Raw genomic sequence first — 17606 nt, forward strand, 5'->3', positions numbered from 1 at the left:
ATTTTTCCAGACAGCACGCGTCACCGTTCAAGACCATCGCGAGCAAGCTCGCTCCTACAGGGATGGCGTATGGGTCAGAAGGAAGGCGCCTGCTGCCGGCGCTTCCACTGACTCAAGCGCTGTTGCAAATTCAACGGGCTATGAATCTGCTGCTGCCGCGCACGGCTGAACAGGATCAGTGCCAGTTCGGCGGTGGCCAGGGCGTCGGCGCTGGCGTGGTGGCGCTCGAAGACTTCGAGCTTGAACCAGTCGATCCAATCGTCCAGCCCGGCCTCGCGAATGTGCGCCTGGGGGCATAGCAGTGGCGCAATATCTGCCACATCCAGAAAGGCATGCTGCAACTTGTAACCCAGATGATCCTTCAGGGCGCGCGCCAACATGTGCTGGTCGAAAGGCGCATGGAAGGCCAGCACCGGGCTGTCGCCGACAAACTCCATGAGTTCGAGCAGCGCCTCGGCCGGATCGCTGCCGGCAGCGATTGCACTGGGGCCCAAGCCGTGAATCAGCACACTGGGGCCGAGTTTGAGTTCGCCGCATTGCAAGGTTCGCTCGAACTGTCGACTGAAATCGATCGCGCCATCCTCGATCACCACGGCGCCGATGGACAGTACCCGGTCCTTGTTCATATTCAGCCCGGTCGTTTCCAGGTCGAGCACTACCCAGCGCTGCTCGCGCAGGCTGCATTCACTCAATCCGGTGACCGTCGGCAGGCGTTGAAGACGTAGTTGCAGGTCTGCGGACAAGCTCGGGCCGGCCGGGCGCAGCCATGAAAACAGGCTCATATCTGATACCGCAAGGTCAGGCTGCTTTGCAGGCGCTGTGCCTGGCGCAGGGACTCACGCAGGATGCGCCGGTCCAGATGATTGAGGCTGTCGGGATCGACCCGATTTGAGTAAGGAAAATTCTCTCGGGTCTGTAGTTGATGTTGCTGCATGCGGGTTTGCTGGATGAAGTGATAGGCCTCTTCGTACGCGGCACCGTCCAGGGGATCGATGACCTCCTTGTCGACCAACTGGCGAAAACGCTCCAGCGTGTTGTTTGTTTCGATACCGTGGGCCAGGGCCAGCAACCGGGCGCCGTCGACAAAGGGTGTCAGACCCTGAGTCTTCAGGTCCAGGGTGGCCTTCTCGCCATTTTTTCGCGCCAGTACGAACTCGCGGAAACGCCCTACGGGCGGGCGATTGCGCAACGCATTCTCAGCCATCATGCGCTGGAACAAGCGGTTGTCGCCGACCTGGTCGAGAATGCTCCGGCGCAATTGCTCACAGCCTTGCTCGCTGCCCCAGACCACGCGCAAATCGAAATAGATGCTCGAACCCAGCAGGTTCTCCGGGGTTGCCTCGCGGATAAACGCCGCAAAGCGCCGCGCCCATTCGGCCCGGGACAGGCACAGCTCAGGATTGCCAGCCATGATATTGCCCTTGCACAAGGTGAAGCCGCACAGCGCCAGGCTCTGGTTGATCTGCTGGGCAATGGGCAACAGTTTGCCGCGAATCTCGGCGGCATGGGCCGCATCCCTGGCTTCGAACAGAATGCCGTTGTCCTGATCGGTGTGCAGGGTCTGCTCGCGACGGCCTTCGCTGCCGAAACACAGCCAGCTGAACGGCACGCCGGGGTCGCCTTTTTCGGCGAGAGTCAGCTCGATCACTCGGCACACGGTGTGGTCGTTGAGCAAGGTGATGATGTGGGTGATCTGCGTCGAAGAGGCGCCGTGGGCCAGCATGCGCTCGACCAGTTGACCGATTTCGCCCCGCAGCGCCATCAGGTTTTCCACTTTCTGGGCATTGCGGATAGTGCGCGCCAGGTGCACCAGGTCGACCCGTTGCAGGGAAAACAGATCACGCTCGGAAACCACGCCGCACAAGCGCTGGTCCTTGACCAGGCAGACATGGGCGATGTGCCGCTCGGTCATGGCAATCGCCGCGTCGAATGCACTCTGATCCGGCGACAGGAAGAACGGCGCCCGGGTCATGTACCCTTCGATGGCTTCGTTGAAATCACTGCTGCCGTTGGCCACGGTCTGGCGCAGGTCGCGCAGGGTGAAAATCCCCAGTGGCGCCTTGAGTTCATCGACCACCACGATGCTGCCGACCTGTTGTTCGTGCATCAACGTCACGGCTTCGCGCAATGGCGTCTGCGGGGCGCATGTCACCGGGTGGCGCATGGCCAATTCGCCCAGTCGGGTATTGAGCGAATATTGGGTGCCCAGGGTTTCCACGGCTTTTTGCTGCACTTGCTGGTTGACCTGATCCAGCAGGCTGCTGACGCAGCGCAGGGCGAAGTTGCGGAAGGTGTCCGATAGCGAAAACAGGCGGATGAATGCCGGCTTGTTCAGTTGCAGGCAGAAGGTGTCTTCGCCGGCCAGGTGCTCGGTGCGGGTCGCCCGTTCACCCAGCAACGCCGCGAGAGGGAAACATTCGCCAGTGGTGATCTCGAAGACCGTTTCGGTGCTACCGTTTACCGTATGCGGACGCTCGCCCACGACCCGGCCTTGCTTGACGATATAGAAGTGCTCGACCGGGCCGTCAGCGGGTTTGATGATGCTATCGCCGGGGGCGTAAAAACGCATCTGACATTGCTCGACCAGATACGCCAGGTGAGCGTGTTCCATCTGATTGAAGGGCGGGAAGCGCTGGAGGAATTGCAACGTGCCCTGGATGTTCTGCAACACCGCGGTTTTCCCTGCCTGTGTGAAGGCGTCCGCTTTACTCATAACCATTACCGCAGTCTTTTTTGAATTGTTGTTGTCGGATGACCCAGACATGGTCGACCCCTGTGGCCGGAGTGCCCATTGGACGTAAGTCTAGGTAGGCGATTGGTATGCTGAAATGTCGGAAGAATCCTACGCAACTGTGCGAAAAACCTCTCCGTCCCCCTATTGGAAAAATATCCGACGAAGCGCACATTTAAGGCCTGCTTAGCGATGTCTCGTCACTGTGCTAGGGAAATGAACTGAACATGTAGAGAAAGCCATGTCCGACCACGATATTTTGAGCGACGCCGAGCGCGAAGCCTTGAGCGCCGTCATGCTGGAACCTGACCTGCCGCCACAACGGGTGCTGATCGTCGATGACGATAAAGACGCCAGGGAACTGTTGTCAGAGATCCTGGCGCTTGACGGTATTCACTGCATGACGGCGGCCAGTGGCGAAGCAGCACTCAAGATGCTGGAGGAGAAACCTTCGATCGGACTGGTGATTACCGACCTGCGCATGGGCCTCGTCGACGGCCTGGACCTGATCCGACAGGTGCGCGAGTCGGTACGGGCGGCGTTGCCGATCATCATCGTCTCGGGTGATGCCGACGTGAAAGATGCGATCGCCGCGATGCATTTGAATGTGGTGGACTTTCTGCTCAAGCCGATTGATGCCGGCAAGCTGCTGGAACTGGTCAAGCATGAACTTGGGGTGGAGCCTTAGTCCAAGCCTGTCAGCCCTGAACTACCTCTGTGGGAGATCGCGGACAGCCCAAAAAGAAAAAGCCCTGATCTTTCGATCAGGGCTTTTTCATATCCGGCGCAGACGCTCAGTTACAGGCCATTGGCAGCCTTGAACTCGCGACGACGACGGTGCAGGACCGGCTCGGTGTAGCCGTTCGGCTGCTTCGTGCCTTCGACCACCAGTTCGACCGCCGCCTGGAAGGCGATGTTGCTGTCGAAGTTCGGGGCCAGCGGACGGTAAAGCGCGTCGCCGGCGTTCTGACGGTCAACCACCGGCGCCATGCGCTTGAGGCTTTCCATCACTTGCTCTTCGGTGACGATGCCGTGACGCAGCCAGTTGGCGATGTGCTGGCTGGAAATACGCAGCGTTGCACGGTCTTCCATCAGGCCGACGTCGTTGATATCCGGCACTTTCGAACAGCCGACACCCTGGTCGATCCAGCGCACCACGTAACCGAGAATGCCCTGGCTGTTGTTGTCCAGTTCGTTCTTGATCTGTTCGGCGGTCCACTGCGGGTTGACCGCCAGCGGGATGGTCAGGATGTCGTCTACCGAAGCATGGGCACGTTTGGCCAGTTCGGCCTGACGGGCGAACACGTCAACCTTGTGGTAGTGCAGCGCGTGCAGGGCAGCAGCGGTCGGCGAGGGTACCCAGGCGGTGTTGGCACCGGCCATCGGGTGAGCGATTTTCTGTTCGAGCATCGCCGCCATCAGGTCCGGCATGGCCCACATGCCTTTACCGATCTGTGCGCGACCTTGCAGGCCGGTGCTCAGACCGATATCGACGTTGGAGTTCTCGTAGGCGCCGATCCATTTTTCCGCCTTCATGTCCGCCTTGCGCACCATCGGGCCGGCTTCCATGGAGGTGTGGATTTCATCGCCCGTGCGGTCGAGGAAACCGGTGTTGATGAACACCACACGCTCGCTCGCCGCCTTGATGCAGGCCTTGAGGTTGATCGTGGTACGACGCTCCTCGTCCATGATCCCGACTTTGAGGGTGTTGCGCGGCAAGCCCAGCACGTCTTCGATGCGACCGAACAGCTCGTTGGTGAACGCCGCTTCTTCAGGGCCGTGCATCTTCGGCTTCACGATGTAGATCGAGCCGGTGCGGGTGTTTTTGCGCGAGGTGTTGCCGTTCAGGTTGTGCATCGATGCCAGGCAAGTCACCAGGCCATCGAGAATGCCTTCAGGCACTTCGTTACCGTCTTTGTCGAGGATCGCATCGATGGTCATCAGGTGACCGACGTTACGCACGAACAGCAACGAACGACCGTGCAGGCTCAGTTCACTGCCATCGATGGCGGTGTAGGTGCGGTCGGCGTTCATGGTGCGGGTAAAGGTCTGACCGCCCTTGGCGACTTCTTCCGACAGATCGCCCTTCATCAGGCCGAGCCAGTTGCGGTAGATCACCACTTTGTCATCGGCATCGACTGCGGCAACCGAGTCTTCGCAGTCCATGATGGTGGTCAGCGCGGCTTCCATCAGGATGTCTTTGACGCCGGCCGCGTCGGTCTGGCCGACCGGGGTGCTGGCGTCGACCTGGATTTCGAAATGCAGGCCGTTGTTTTTCAGCAGGATCGCGGTCGGTGCAGCGGCATCGCCCTGGAAGCCGATCAGTTGCGCATCGTTGCGCAGGCCGGTGTTGCTGCCGCCTTTGAGGGCGACCACCAGTTTGCCGTCGACGATCTTGTAGCCGGTGGAGTCGACGTGGGAGCCGGCTGCCAGTGGCGCCGCTTCATCGAGGAAGGCGCGGGCGAAGGCGATGACCTTGTCGCCGCGAATCTTGTTGTAGCCTTTGCCTTTTTCCGCGCCGTCAGCTTCGCTGATGGCATCGGTGCCGTAGAGCGCGTCGTACAGCGAACCCCAGCGGGCGTTCGAAGCATTGAGAGCGAAGCGGGCGTTCATCACCGGCACCACGAGTTGTGGACCGGCCATGCGGGCGATTTCTTCATCGACGTTTTGCGTCGTTGCCTGGAAATCGGCCGCTTCTGGCAGCAGATAACCGATGTCTTGCAGGAAAGCTTTGTAGGCCACGGCGTCGTGCGCCTGGCCTGCACGTTCCTGGTGCCAGGCATCGATACGAGCCTGGAAATCATCGCGTTTGGCGAGTAGGGCTTTGTTCTTCGGTGCCAGGTCATGGATGACCTTGTCGGCACCGGCCCAGAACTTATCGGCGGTGAGGCCGGTACCGGGAATGGCTTCGTTGTTCACGAAGTCGAACAGGACTTTGGCGACCTGCAGGCCACCGACTTGAACGTGTTCAGTCATTGCTTGCCTCACTCTGCTCAGCTATTTCGCTTTTCAGCTCTTCAATTTAACAATGAAGCCTCTGGCCATTTAAACCACAAACCCCTCTACCAGTACATGCCCATGACAGGCGGCTGGGTTGGGACCAATCAACGGCTTGGGGCCTTGCTGACAGGGCTTTCAGGGTTGCGAACGTGCCTGCGGCAGACATCGATCCAACGTTATGTAGTGCGCGCTGCGGCATACTACATGATGAATTGCGGTTGTGAAAATTAGACTAATTACGTCGTTCTGCGACCCCGTGACGCATTGCGGTCACGTCGGGGAGCGTGATGTTCTCAAAAAACTATTGGATTGTTCCAGTTAAATATCAAAAGTTGTACACGATTTGTTGGGTCAGTCAGATCGGCGGTGCCTTCATTCGCGAGCAGGCTCGCTCCCACAAAGGCCCGCGCAACCCTTGCGGGAGCGAGCCTGCTCGCGAAGACGCCTGACCTGTCGGCGCAGGTCCAACCCTTGCCTATACTTGGTTCTCTATAACAAAAGTCATGACTGGAGGGCTGCGCCATGGACCACCTCGTACTCACTGTTTTTGCTCCGGACAAGCCCGGGCAAGTCGAGCGCATTGCCCAATGCATTGCCGAGCACGGCGGCAACTGGCTGGAAAGCCGCATGTCGCGCATGGCGGGGCAATTCGCCGGGATTCTGCGGGTGGGCGTGCCGGCCGAGGCCTACGATGAATTGGTCGCGGCCCTGCAGGGCCTGTCCGCCCAAGGCATTCGCGTGTTGGTCGCCGAAAGCAGCATCGAACAATCCTGCACCTGGAAGCCGATCGCCATGGAACTGGTGGGAAATGATCGTCCGGGGATCGTGCGTGACATCACACGCTTGTTGAGCGAGCAGGGGGTGAGTCTGGAACGGCTGGTTACCGAAGTGCGCCCGGCCCCGATGAGCAGCGAGCCGTTGTTCCATGCCGAAGCGATTCTCGCGGTCCCGCTGACGCTGTCGCTGGACGTGCTGCAATCGCGCCTGGAAACCCTGGCGGACGATCTGATGGTCGAGTTGGTGCTACGCAGTGATCCCTGATCAGGTTATCCAAGTTAAACGTGCACCGGCCTGTGGATAACCTGTAGAGACACCCCGCCAGGCCACGCCGACCGGGGTTCTTCATGATCTGATCAAAAAACCAGCAGTTTCAGCCACTTGCGCACAATCGGCGGGGATCACGCTGTGGATAACCTTGGGAAGGAATGATGCAGGCCACGGGAGACGTGGCCTGTAGGCTTTTGTGCGTTTTTTGATCAGCTGCGGCGGCGCAAACTTATCCACGCATCGACGCTGTAAACCGCCAGACCGGCCCAGATAAACATGAACGCTACCAAGGTGCTGGACGACAGGTGCTCGCCAAACAGCAGAACGGCTTGCAGCAGAACCAGGGTTGGCGCCAGGTACTGAAGAAACCCCAGTGTCGTGTAGGGCAAATGCCGTGCAGCAGCGTTGAAGCAGACCAGCGGCACCAGCGTGATCGGGCCGGCGGCGACCAACCACCAGGCCTGGGACGTGGTCCAGAATTCGGCCTGGGCGCTGCTGGCCGTCGGATTGAGCAGCAACCAGCCAAGGGCAATCGGCACCAGCATCCAGGTTTCCACCACGAGCCCCGGCAGTGCCTTGACCGGTGCCTGCTTGCGAATCAGGCCATAGAAGCCGAAGGTCAGGGCCAGCACCAACGACACCCACGGCAGACTGCCGACTTGCCAGACCTGCTGCGCCACACCCACCGCCGCCAGGCCGACGGCAATCCATTGCATGCGCCGCAGCCGTTCGCCGAGGATCAGCATGCCCAGCAACACGTTCACCAAGGGGTTGATGTAGTAACCGAGACTTGCCTCCAGCATGCGGCCGTTGTTCACCGACCAGACGTAGGTCAGCCAGTTGGCCGCGATCAGCGCGCCGCTCAGGGCCAGGATCGCCAGTCGCTTGGGGTTCTCCCGCAGCTCGCGCCACCAGCCGGGATGCTTCCAGACCATCAGCAACAAGGCGCCGAACAGCGCCGACCACAGCACCCGGTGGATGATGATTTCCACTGCGGGCACGCTGGCGATGGCTTTGAAGTAGAGGGGGAAAAGCCCCCAGATGATATAGGCACTCAGGCCCAGTATGTACCCGCGACGCGGGTTGGCGGCTTGCATGCAGAATCCTTGCTTAGGCAGCTAACAAAGAGGGGATTGTAAGGAGATTTGTCTGCGAATGTCCTGACTGAATAGGTAGGACATTTGTGAACACGGACAACCTGTGGGAGCGAGCTTGCTCGCGATAGCGGTGGATCAGCTTGTATCAATGTTGAATTTGCTGCCGTCATCGCGAGCAAGCTCGCTCCCACAGGGTTTCGGGTGGGGTTAGAAGAGTTTCAGCGGTTCTTCATTGAGCGCCGCCAACTGCTCGCGCAACGCCAGCACCTGATCCCCCCAATAACGCTCGGTGCCGAACCACGGAAAACTGCGGGGGAAGGCAGGATCGTCCCAGCGGCGGGCGAGCCAGGCGCTGTAATGCAGCAGGCGCAGGGCGCGCAACGGTTCGATCAAGGCCAGTTCACGGGGATCGAAGTCGTGGAATTCGTTGTAGCCGTCCATCAGTTCCGACAACTGGCTCAGGCAGTCCTGGCGATCGCCAGCGAGCATCATCCAGATGTCCTGTACCGCCGGCCCCATGCGGCAGTCGTCGAGGTCGACGATATGGAACATCTCGTCACGGCACATCATGTTGCCGGGGTGGCAGTCACCGTGCATGCGGATGTTCTGGTGCGGCGTGTTGCTGTAGGCATCTTCCACACGCTTGAGCAGATCGCGGGCCACTGACTCGTAGGCCGGCAGCAGGCTGCGGGGGATGAAGTTGCCGTCGAGCAATGTGGCCAGCGAGTCATGACCGAAGTTTTTTACCGCCAGCGCTTCACGGTGCTCGAACGGCCGGGTCGAGCCGACCGCATGCAGGCGCCCGAGCAACTGGCCCAGGCGATAGAGTTGGTCGAGGTTGCCCGGCTCAGGTGCTCGGCCGCCACGGCGGGGGAACAGGGTGAAACGGAAACCGTTGTGTTCGTGCAGGGTTTCACCGTTGTGGATCAACGGCGCCACGACCGGCACCTCGCAGTCGGCGAGTTCGGCGGTGAACTGGTGCTCTTCCAGAATCGCTTCGTTGCTCCAGCGTTGCGGCCGGTAGAACTTGGCGATCAGCGGCTCGGCGTCTTCGATACCGACCTGATAGACACGGTTCTCGTAGCTGTTGAGCGCCAGGATGCGCGCGTCGCTGAGAAAGCCGATGCTTTCGACGGCATCGAGCACGAGGTCTGGTGTGAGGGTTTCAAACGGGTGGGCCATGCTGACTCCTGCGCGCAGCAGGCTGCTGCGTCCGGCCAGGCATGGTAGCGCAGACGGCGGGGCTTTAGGGGGTGGGCTTGAGGTGTGCGTTGTATGTGCTGACGCCATCGCGAGCAAGCTCGCTCCCACAGGTCATGCGCCAGATATGAAATCGCGCCAATCCTGTGGGAGCGAGCCTGCTCGCGATGAGGGGTTGTCAGGCGCCGACGATCCCGCCATCTTCCCGCGAAATCGCCATCACCGAAGACCGCGGCTTGCCGTTGGGCAGGTGCTCGGGGAAGGTAGAACCGCCGTTTTCACCCGGATGCTGAATCCCGACAAACAGGGTTTTCTGGTCCGGCGAGAAGCTGATCCCCGTCACTTCACAACCTACCGGGCCAACCATGAAACGACGAATCTCGCCGGTTACCGGATCGGCACAGAGCATCTGGTTGTTGCCCATGCCGGCAAAGTCTCCGGCGTTGCTCGAATCGCCGTCGGTGAGAATCCACAAGCGTCCGGCGTTGTCGAAGCCCAGGCCGTCCGGGCTGTTGAACATGTTCTGCGGCGTGATGTTCGACGATCCGCCTTTTGGTGTGCCGGCGTGAACCCCCGGATTACCGGCGACGACGAACAGGTCCCAGGCAAAGGTTTTCGAGCCGTGATCGTCACGCTCGGTGCGCCAGCGCAGGATCTGGCCGTAGACGTTCTTCTCACGCGGGTTCGGCCCGCCCGCCGGTTGCCCGTCTTCGCCGCGTTTGGCGTTGTTGGTCAGCGTGCAGTAGACCTGGCCATCCTTGGGGCTGACCACGATCCATTCCGGGCGGTCCATGCGCGTGGCTTTCACCACACTGGCGGCGAGACGCGCGTGAATCAAAACTTCGGCCTGATCGGCAAAACCGCTGCTGGCGTCGATGCCGTTTTTGCCGTGGGTCAGTTCGATCCATTCACCCTGGCCTTTCGGGTGATCGACGTTGCCGTCGCCGGCATCGAACCGCGCCACGTACAGGGTGCCGTGGTCGAGAATGTCACGGTTGGCCTTGGGGTTCTTGTGGTCGATCTTGTCGCGGCTGACGAATTTGTAGATGAACTCACCGCGTTCATCGTCGCCCATGTACACCACGGCATGACCGTCGCCGGTTTCGGCCAGTGCGGCGTTTTCGTGCTTGAAGCGGCCCAGGGCCGTGCGTTTGACCGGCGTCGATTTCGGATCGAACGGATCGATCTCCACCACCCAGCCGTGACGGTTGAGCTCGTTGGGGTTCTTCGCCATGTCGAAGCGCTCGTCGTGCTGGTGCCAGTTGATTTCTTTGCTGGTGGCCACCACGCCGTAGCGTTTTTGCGCCGGGTCGAACTTCTGCTCGGCGTTGCTGCTGCCGAAGCAGTCGGTGAAGTTCTCTTCACAGGTCAGATAGGTGCCCCACGGCGTCTTGCCGTTGGCGCAGTTCTGGAAGGTGCCCAGGACGTTCTTGCCGTGCGGATCGGCACTGGTTTTGAGCAGGGCATGTCCGGCGGCCGGGCCGCTCAGGGTGATCGGTGCGTTGCCGTGAATGCGGCGGTTGTAGCGTGAGCCCTGGACGAACTGCCATTGGCCGTTCTTGCGCTGCACTTCAATCACCGACACACCTTCGCAGGCCAGCGCCTTGCGCACTTCTTGCGCCGATTGCGGCATGCCGCCGTGGGCGTAGAGGTAGCGGTAGTTGGTGTATTCGTTGTTGATCGCCATCAGCGCCCGGTCTTTTTCGCCCGGAAACTCGAACAGGCTCATGCCGTCGTTGTTGTCGCCGAACTGGACTTCCTGATGTTCGGCGCTGCCGTTGCCGCTCGGGTCGAACGCCGGACCGTCCTTGTGCAGGGGCTGGCCCCAGCTGATCAGCACCGAGGACTTGTAGCCCGGTGGCAGGGTGATGGTGTCGCTGGTGGCGGCGGCAATGCTGTCGAAACCCAGTAACTGGCTGTTGCCGGCGCTGACACTGGCGGCCATCACGCTGCGGCTCAGCAGGTTGCCGCCAAGGAACATCGCCGCGCCGCACAGGGCACCTGCGCTGATGAAGCCGCGACGGCTGAGGCCGACCATGGTTTCGAGGTCGGTGGACTGGTTTTCTTCTAATAGGCTCATTTCAGGCTCCCTGCGGATTTTGCAGACACCTTAAAGATGAGTCATGAACCTTTTGTTGCAGTTCTGCTTACAGTGGTGTGCCCAGCAGAACCCTGGACGGCGAAAACTCCACGCGCACCGGTTTGCCGCACGTCAGCCCCGATGCTTGCAGATGACTCGGTTCGGCCAAGGCGCATAGAGTCAGGCCGTTGGGCAGGGTGATGCGCACTTCGCTGGGACCGTCGTCGGCGTCGAGAATTTTTTCGATGATGCCGCTGAGGCAATTGTTTTCAGGCGTTTCGACAGAGTCGATTTGCAGCACGTCGAGCCAGCCGGCCTTGATCAATGCCACGACTTCAGTGCCGATTTGCAGTTCCAGGCGCTCGGTGCTGTCGTGGGTGATTTGCGCGGCGACGATCACGCCTTCGGCGACTTCGAGGCGAATCAGGTCGTTGCGTCCCTGAGGTTCGATCGCAATCACCTTGCCGTGCAACTGATTGCGCGCGCTGGTGCGCAGCATCAGGCGCCCGAGCAGATCCAGATCGCTCGCGTCTTCAGTTGCTTCCAGCACTTGGGCCTGCAAGGCTTGCAGCTTCTGATACAGGCGCAACACCCGCTCACCTTCGTTGGACAGGCGCGCACCGCCGCCGCCCTTGCCGCCGACAATCCGCTCCACCAGCGGCTTCTGCGCCAGGTTGTTCAGCTCATCGATCGCATCCCAGGCAGCCTTGTAGCTCAGGCCCGCACTTTTTGCCGCGCGGGTGATCGAGCCTTGTTCGGCGATGTGCTGCAGCAGGGCGATGCGCTGCGGACGGCGGACAATGTGCTGGGACAGCAAGGTTGGCAAAGACATGACAAGTCGCTTTGGGTGGTGACGATGGTGAGGACGTTGGTCGCTTGGGCCGCGCGAGTCAAGTCAGGGTGTCTCGCCGGGTTTGGGCGTGCGGGCCAGGCAATAGACGTCGACCCTCGCCGCCCCGGCGTCCATCAACAGGCGAGCCAGGGCCTGGGCCGTGGCTCCGGTGGTCAGTACGTCGTCGACCAGAGCCAGGTGCCGGCCTTTGACGACCGCGCCGGGTGCCAGGGCGAAAGCATTGCGCAGGTTCCTTAGGCGGGCTTCGGCGTTCAATGCCTGTTGGGCGTCGGTGTCTTGAGTGCGCAGCAGCAACCGTTCGTCGCAAGGGATATCGAGACTCGCACTCAACCAGTGAGCCAGCATCGCCGCCTGATTGAACCCGCGCTGGCGCAGGCGCCGATTGGCCAGCGGCACCGGGATCAGCGCCTGGGGTCGCAGCAGATCGTCTTCGAAGCGATGTTGCAGGTATTGAACAAGAAGTTCGGCGAGCAGGCGGCCAAACGGCCACTTGGCGTTGTGTTTGAAGCGGGTGATCAAGCTGTCTACCGGAAAGCTGTAGGTCCAGGGCGCAATCACTTGTTCGAAGGCCGGTGGCTGCTTCAGGCAATGGCCGCAGGTCAGTCCTGCGGCCGGGAGCGGCAGGGCGCAGGTCAGACAGTGATCACCGAGCCAGGGCAACTCGATTTCGCAGGCCGTGCAGACAGGAGGGATGCCGTCGGCCGTTTCATCGCACAAAAGGCATGGTTGTTTGTTTTTTAACCAGATGTAAACCGGTCCTTCGTATCGTGGTTGACAGCGCATCGCTCTTCCTTAAATATGCCGAAACATCTGTGAAGCGGCTGTGAAACTCCATTACCCAGCCGACTGCCAAAGCATAATTCAAAGGAAACGCCCATGAGCGCCAGCACCACTGCCACCCTGCGTCATGACTGGACTTTGGCCGAAGTCAAAGCACTCTTCGTTCAGCCATTCAATGACCTGTTGTTCCAGGCGCAGACGGTGCACCGTGCGCATTTCGACGCCAACCGCGTCCAGGTGTCGACCCTGCTGTCGATCAAGACCGGCGCCTGCCCGGAAGATTGCAAATATTGTCCGCAGTCCGGTCACTACAACACCGGCCTGGAAAAAGAGAAACTGATGGAGGTGCAGAAGGTCCTCGAAGAGGCCGCTCGCGCCAAGGCCATCGGTTCGACCCGCTTCTGCATGGGCGCGGCGTGGAAGCATCCGTCGGCCAAGGACATGCCGTACGTGTTGAAAATGGTCGAAGGCGTGAAAGCCATGGGCCTGGAAACCTGCATGACCCTCGGTCGCCTGGATCAGGAGCAGACCGAAGCGCTGGCCAAGGCCGGCCTCGACTACTACAACCACAACCTCGATACCTCGCCGGAGTTTTACGGCAGCATCATCACCACCCGCACCTACAGCGAACGCCTGCAAACTCTGGCGTACGTGCGTGATTCGGGGATGAAGATCTGCTCAGGCGGCATTCTGGGCATGGGCGAGTCGCTGGACGACCGCGCCAACCTGCTGATCCAGTTGGCCAACCTGCCTGAGCATCCGGAGTCGGTGCCGATCAACATGCTGGTGAAAGTCGCCGGTACGCCGCTGGAAAATGCCGACGACGTCGATCCGTTCGACTTCATCCGCATGCTCGCCGTCGCGCGCATCCTGATGCCGCAATCCCACGTGCGCCTGTCCGCCGGCCGCGAAGCCATGAACGAGCAGATGCAGGCCCTGGCGTTCTTCGCCGGTGCCAACTCGATTTTCTACGGCGACAAACTGCTGACCACCGCCAACCCGCAGGCCGACAAGGACATGCAACTGTTCTCGCGCCTGGGCATCCTGCCGGAAGCCCGCGAAGAGCACGCCGACGAGGTGCATCAGGCAGCTATCGAGCAGGCGCTGGTGGAGCAGAAGAGCAGCGAGCAGTTTTACAACGCGGCTGTTTGAGTCTTCCACCGACTTCTCTGGCTGGAATGCAAAACACTGTGGGAGCGAGCTTGCTCGCGATTGCGTCAGGTCCGTCGACATCAATGTTGAATGTGACGCCGCCATCGCGAGCAAGCTCGCTCCCACAGGGATCGCATTCATTTTGATTTCTGTGATCTGAACTTCGAGGCCTGCATGTCTTTCGATCTCGCCGCACGCCTTGCCGCCCGTCGTGCCGAAAACCTCTACCGACAGCGCCCGCTGCTAGAAAGCCCGCAGGGGCCGCAAGTGGTGGTCGATGGCCAGCCGTTGCTGGCGTTCTGTAACAACGACTACCTGGGCCTGGCCAATCATCCGCAAGTGATCGAAGCCTGGCGTGCCGGCGCTTCGAAGTGGGGTGTGGGCGGAGGGGCATCGCATCTGGTCATCGGCCATAGTTCCCCGCACCATGCCCTGGAAGAAGCGTTGGCCGACCTGACCGGTCGCCCGCGGGCGTTGCTGTTCACCACCGGCTACATGGCCAACCTCGGCGCAGTCACGGCGTTGGTGGGGCAGGGTGATACGGTGCTCGAAGACCGGCTCAATCATGCGTCGCTGCTCGACGCGGGGCTGTTGTCCGGCGCTCGGTTCAATCGCTACCTGCACAATGACCCGGCGAGCCTGGCCAAGCGCCTGGAAAAAGCCACCGGCAATACACTGGTGGTCACCGACGGCGTGTTCAGCATGGACGGTGATATTGCCGACTTGCCAGCGCTGGCCCGAGAAGCCAAGGCCAAAGGCGCCTGGTTGATGGTCGACGATGCCCATGGTTTTGGACCGCTGGGTGCCAACGGTGGCGGCATCGTCGAACACTTTGGCTTGAGCCAGGATGACGTTCCGGTGCTGGTCGGCACCCTCGGCAAGGCGTTCGGTACGGCGGGTGCCTTTGTGGCTGGCAGCGAAGAGCTGATCGAAAGCCTGATCCAGTTCGCCCGCCCCTACATCTACACCACCAGCCAGCCCCCCGCGCTGGCCTGCGCCACGTTGAAAAGCCTGGAACTGCTGTGCAGCGAACACTGGCGCCGCGAGCATTTGCAGACGCTGATCCGCCAGTTCCGCAAAGGTGCCGAGCAGATTGGCCTGGAACTCATGGACAGCTTCACGCCGATCCAGCCGATCATGATCGGTGACGCGGGGCGAGCGGTGCGCCTTTCGCAAATGCTGCGTGAACGCGGGTTGATGGTGACCGCGATTCGCCCGCCGACCGTACCCGCCGGCAGTGCCCGGCTGCGGGTCACGTTGACGGCTGCCCACAGTGAGGCCCAGGTACAGCTATTGTTAAACGGACTGGCCGATTGTTTTCAACAACTGAAGCCGGAGCCAAGCCATGCGTGATCGTCTGATTCTGCTGCCCGGCTGGGGCCTTGGCGTTTCACCGCTGGAGCCTCTGGCGGCGGCCTTGCGCGGTTTGGATGAGCACCTGCGCGTCGAGATCGAGCCGTTGCCGGAGCTGGAGTCGAGCGATCTTGAAGAGTGGCTCGATGAGCTTGATTCGACCTTGCCGCAAGACGTGTGGCTGGGCGGTTGGTCATTGGGCGGCATGCTCGCCTGCGAATTGGCGGCCCGGCGTGGCGATCGCTGCTGTGGTGTGTTCACCCTGGCCAGCAACGTTTCTTTTGTCGCTCATGATCAATGGACAAGCGCCATGTCCGGGGAAACCTTCGATGCGTTTCTGGCGGGATGTGAAGCCGATCCGCGCGCGACCTTGAAACGCTTTTCACTGCTTTGCGCCCAAGGCGCCGAAGACCCACGCGGATTGTCGCGGTTGTTGCTCGGCGGTGCCCCGAACACCGCTACGCCGGTGTTGCTGAGTGGTCTGCAAGTGCTCGCGCAACTGGATACACGACAGGCGCTGCATTCGTTTCGCGGTCCGCAATTGCATCTGTTCGCCGGCCTCGACGGGCTGGTGCCGGTGGAAGCGGCGGGCGAGTTGTTGGCATTGCTGCCGGATGTCGAAATCGGTCTGATTGAACAGGCCAGCCACGTGTTTCTCCTGGAGGATCCCCACGGTGTGGCGGGGGCGATCCAGGCCTTTTTGCATGAGTCCGGCGATGACTGATTTATCCCTTCCCAACCTGCCCGGCGCCTTGCCCGACAAGCGCCAGGTAGCAGCCTCATTCTCCCGCGCGGCAGCAAGCTACGACAGCGTGGCCGAGTTGCAGCGTGATGTGGGCAGCCAATTGCTCGGGCGCTTGCCGCAGGACTTCGTACCGCAGCGCTGGCTGGACCTGGGCTGTGGCACCGGGCATTTCAGTCGTGCCCTGGGTGAGCGATTTCCGGGCAGCCACGGGGTGGCGCTGGACATTGCCGAGGGCATGCTCAACCACGCCCGGCCATTGGGCGGTGCCACATACTTCGTGGCCGGCGATGCCGAGCGACTACCACTGCAGGATTCGTCTTGCGACCTGATCTTCTCCAGCCTGGCGGTGCAGTGGTGCGCAGACTTCGACTCGGTGCTCAGTGAAGCCTTTCGAGTACTGAAACCGGGCGGCATTTTCGCGTTTGCTAGTCTGTGTGTAGGGACGTTGTTTGAATTGCGCGACAGCTGGCGCGAAGTCGACGGCATGGTGCACGTCAACCGCTTCCGGGAGTTTGGTGTTTATCAACAACTGTGTGCGGCCAGCGGCTTGAGGGTGGTCAGTCTGCAAAACCTTGCGCACGTGCTGTATTACCCGGATGTGCGCAGCCTGACCCATGAACTCAAGGCGTTGGGTGCGCACAATCTCAATCCCGGGCGGCCGGGTGGCTTGACCGGCCGGGCGCGGATTTTGGGTTTGATCGAGGCTTACGAACAGTTTCGTCAGGCCCAGGGACTGCCGGCGACTTATCAAGTGGTGTACGCCGTTTTGGAGAAACCCTTATGAGCGCAGCCTATTTCATCGCCGGCACGGATACCGATGTCGGTAAAACCACGGTCGCTGCGGGGCTGCTGCATGCGGCGCGTTCGGCGGGTTTGAGCACGGCGGCGGGCAAGCCGGTCGCGTCCGGTTGCGATGTGACACCTAAAGGCCTGCGCAACGCCGATGCGCTGGCCTTGCTGGCGCAGTGTTCGCTGCCGCTGACCTATGCACAGGTCAATCCGATGGCCTTCGAGCCGGCCATTGCCCCGCATCTGGCGGCGCGAGAGGCGGGCGTGGCGCTGACGGTGCAGTCGTTGCTGGCGCCGATGCGGCAGATTCTGGGCATGCAGGCGGACTTCACCCTGATCGAAGGCGCTGGTGGCTGGCGCGTACCCCTGGCGGATCAGGACAATCTGTCGGACCTGGCCATCGCATTGAAGCTGCCGGTGATCCTGGTGGTCGGTGTACGCCTGGGGTGTATCAGCCATGCCCTGTTGACCGCCGAAGCGATTGCCCGGGACGGTTTGCAACTGGCGGGATGGGTGGCCAACATCATCGACCCGAAGACCTCGCGGCTGGAAGAAAACCTGGCTACCCTGGCCGAGCGCCTCCCGGCGCCGTGCCTGGGGCGTGTGCCTAAACTCAAGGCCGTTACGGCCGAGGCAGTGGCCGAGCACTTGCAACTGGACCTGTTGGACTGAGGCGAGTGGCTTGTGGGCTTTGCCTATGACAAGGCACTGTGCCATTAGTGTTTTTGTCGAGTGTTTTGCCGGCCACTCTGCTTCAATGGCCACTGTTGATCCTTTGA

General features: G+C 61.0%; 15 protein-coding genes. 7 read left to right on the plus strand and 8 right to left on the minus strand.

Annotated features, from left to right (window positions below):
• Positions 1-74: 74 nt before the first annotated feature.
• Together AC1RS8_RS24595 and AC1RS8_RS24600 are read right to left on the minus strand one after the other, a co-directional pair.
• A complete protein-coding gene (locus tag AC1RS8_RS24595; RefSeq protein WP_407516221.1) occupies positions 75-782 on the minus strand; it encodes a 3'-5' exonuclease in 708 nt (235 codons plus the stop codon).
• The gene (locus AC1RS8_RS24600) at positions 779-2719 is read right to left on the minus strand and encodes a putative nucleotidyltransferase substrate binding domain-containing protein (protein WP_489339354.1); all 1941 of its coding nucleotides are present in this window, start codon (positions 2717-2719) and stop codon (positions 779-781) included. The genes AC1RS8_RS24595 and AC1RS8_RS24600 overlap by 4 nt, the downstream gene beginning before the upstream one ends.
• 253 nt (positions 2720-2972) lie before the next feature.
• Between AC1RS8_RS24600 and AC1RS8_RS24605 the strand changes: the two genes are divergently transcribed.
• The gene (locus AC1RS8_RS24605; protein WP_090451799.1) at positions 2973-3419 is read left to right on the plus strand and encodes a response regulator; all 447 of its coding nucleotides are present in this window, start codon (positions 2973-2975) and stop codon (positions 3417-3419) included.
• A 110-nt stretch (positions 3420-3529) separates the two neighbouring features.
• On the opposite strand, the gene AC1RS8_RS24610 is transcribed toward AC1RS8_RS24605, so the two are convergent.
• On the minus strand, positions 3530-5707 hold the full coding sequence (locus tag AC1RS8_RS24610) for a malate synthase G (RefSeq protein ID WP_489339353.1): 2178 nt from the start codon (positions 5705-5707) through the stop codon (positions 3530-3532).
• A 546-nt stretch (positions 5708-6253) separates the two neighbouring features.
• Here AC1RS8_RS24610 and AC1RS8_RS24615 point away from each other — a divergent pair.
• Positions 6254-6772: a glycine cleavage system transcriptional repressor gene (locus tag AC1RS8_RS24615; RefSeq protein WP_057713020.1), complete on the plus strand. Its 519-nt coding sequence runs from the start codon at positions 6254-6256 to the stop codon at positions 6770-6772.
• A 215-nt stretch (positions 6773-6987) separates the two neighbouring features.
• On the opposite strand, the gene rarD is transcribed toward AC1RS8_RS24615, so the two are convergent.
• The 5 genes from rarD to AC1RS8_RS24640 form a co-directional block, all read right to left on the minus strand.
• Complete coding sequence (gene rarD, locus AC1RS8_RS24620) at positions 6988-7875, minus strand: EamA family transporter RarD (RefSeq protein WP_057713021.1); 888 nt, start codon at positions 7873-7875, stop codon at positions 6988-6990.
• 207 nt (positions 7876-8082) lie between these two features.
• A complete protein-coding gene (locus AC1RS8_RS24625) occupies positions 8083-9057 on the minus strand; it encodes a serine/threonine protein kinase (protein WP_057713022.1) in 975 nt (324 codons plus the stop codon).
• A gap of 196 nt (positions 9058-9253) precedes the next feature.
• A complete protein-coding gene (locus AC1RS8_RS24630) occupies positions 9254-11155 on the minus strand; it encodes a PhoX family protein (RefSeq protein WP_489339352.1) in 1902 nt (633 codons plus the stop codon).
• A 67-nt stretch (positions 11156-11222) separates the two neighbouring features.
• Positions 11223-11987 carry a TOBE domain-containing protein gene (locus AC1RS8_RS24635; protein ID WP_218494744.1) on the minus strand — a complete coding sequence of 255 codons (765 nt, stop codon included), beginning with the start codon at positions 11985-11987 and terminating at the stop codon, positions 11223-11225.
• Between the two features lie 63 nt (positions 11988-12050).
• Positions 12051-12791, minus strand: coding sequence for a ComFC family protein (locus tag AC1RS8_RS24640; RefSeq protein ID WP_489339351.1), 741 nt, complete (start codon positions 12789-12791; stop codon positions 12051-12053).
• Positions 12792-12884: 93 nt separating this feature from the next.
• On the opposite strand from AC1RS8_RS24640, the gene bioB reads away from it, so the two are divergent.
• The 5 genes from bioB to bioD all read left to right on the plus strand — a co-directional run bounded on the left by bioB (position 12885) and on the right by bioD (position 17499).
• The gene (gene bioB / locus AC1RS8_RS24645) at positions 12885-13940 is read left to right on the plus strand and encodes a biotin synthase BioB (RefSeq protein WP_090451787.1); all 1056 of its coding nucleotides are present in this window, start codon (positions 12885-12887) and stop codon (positions 13938-13940) included.
• Between the two features lie 174 nt (positions 13941-14114).
• On the plus strand, positions 14115-15293 hold the full coding sequence (bioF, locus tag AC1RS8_RS24650) for an 8-amino-7-oxononanoate synthase (protein ID WP_489339350.1): 1179 nt from the start codon (positions 14115-14117) through the stop codon (positions 15291-15293).
• Positions 15286-16017 (plus strand): alpha/beta fold hydrolase, encoded by a 732-nt coding sequence (locus tag AC1RS8_RS24655; RefSeq protein WP_150815177.1) that lies wholly within the window; start codon positions 15286-15288, stop codon positions 16015-16017. Before bioF ends, AC1RS8_RS24655 begins: the two co-directional genes overlap by 8 nt.
• Positions 16010-16822 carry a malonyl-ACP O-methyltransferase BioC gene (bioC, locus tag AC1RS8_RS24660; protein WP_150815176.1) on the plus strand — a complete coding sequence of 271 codons (813 nt, stop codon included), beginning with the start codon at positions 16010-16012 and terminating at the stop codon, positions 16820-16822. Before AC1RS8_RS24655 ends, bioC begins: the two co-directional genes overlap by 8 nt.
• The gene (bioD, locus tag AC1RS8_RS24665; RefSeq protein WP_090451781.1) at positions 16819-17499 is read left to right on the plus strand and encodes a dethiobiotin synthase; all 681 of its coding nucleotides are present in this window, start codon (positions 16819-16821) and stop codon (positions 17497-17499) included. Before bioC ends, bioD begins: the two co-directional genes overlap by 4 nt.
• Positions 17500-17606: the final 107 nt, after the last annotated feature.

This window comes from Pseudomonas sp. GW821-FHT12A04 (assembly GCF_058807755.1).

What these genes read in the sequence shown, in the direction of transcription:
- bioC (WP_150815176.1), top strand. Translation starts at nt 16,010, where the DNA reads ATGACTGATTTATCCCTTCCCAACCTGCCCGGCGCCTTGCCCGACAAG.
- AC1RS8_RS24605 (WP_090451799.1), top strand. Translation starts at nt 2,973, where the DNA reads ATGTCCGACCACGATATTTTGAGCGACGCCGAGCGCGAAGCCTTGAGC.
- AC1RS8_RS24655 (WP_150815177.1), top strand. Translation starts at nt 15,286, where the DNA reads ATGCGTGATCGTCTGATTCTGCTGCCCGGCTGGGGCCTTGGCGTTTCA.
- AC1RS8_RS24610 (WP_489339353.1), bottom strand. Translation starts at nt 5,707, where the DNA reads ATGACTGAACACGTTCAAGTCGGTGGCCTGCAGGTCGCCAAAGTCCTG.
- bioF (WP_489339350.1), top strand. Translation starts at nt 14,115, where the DNA reads ATGTCTTTCGATCTCGCCGCACGCCTTGCCGCCCGTCGTGCCGAAAAC.
- bioD (WP_090451781.1), top strand. Translation starts at nt 16,819, where the DNA reads ATGAGCGCAGCCTATTTCATCGCCGGCACGGATACCGATGTCGGTAAA.
- AC1RS8_RS24635 (WP_218494744.1), bottom strand. Translation starts at nt 11,987, where the DNA reads ATGTCTTTGCCAACCTTGCTGTCCCAGCACATTGTCCGCCGTCCGCAG.
- AC1RS8_RS24600 (WP_489339354.1), bottom strand. Translation starts at nt 2,719, where the DNA reads ATGGTTATGAGTAAAGCGGACGCCTTCACACAGGCAGGGAAAACCGCG.
- AC1RS8_RS24625 (WP_057713022.1), bottom strand. Translation starts at nt 9,057, where the DNA reads ATGGCCCACCCGTTTGAAACCCTCACACCAGACCTCGTGCTCGATGCC.
- rarD (WP_057713021.1), bottom strand. Translation starts at nt 7,875, where the DNA reads ATGCAAGCCGCCAACCCGCGTCGCGGGTACATACTGGGCCTGAGTGCC.
- AC1RS8_RS24615 (WP_057713020.1), top strand. Translation starts at nt 6,254, where the DNA reads ATGGACCACCTCGTACTCACTGTTTTTGCTCCGGACAAGCCCGGGCAA.
- bioB (WP_090451787.1), top strand. Translation starts at nt 12,885, where the DNA reads ATGAGCGCCAGCACCACTGCCACCCTGCGTCATGACTGGACTTTGGCC.
- AC1RS8_RS24595 (WP_407516221.1), bottom strand. Translation starts at nt 782, where the DNA reads ATGAGCCTGTTTTCATGGCTGCGCCCGGCCGGCCCGAGCTTGTCCGCA.
- AC1RS8_RS24630 (WP_489339352.1), bottom strand. Translation starts at nt 11,155, where the DNA reads ATGAGCCTATTAGAAGAAAACCAGTCCACCGACCTCGAAACCATGGTC.
- AC1RS8_RS24640 (WP_489339351.1), bottom strand. Translation starts at nt 12,791, where the DNA reads ATGCGCTGTCAACCACGATACGAAGGACCGGTTTACATCTGGTTAAAA.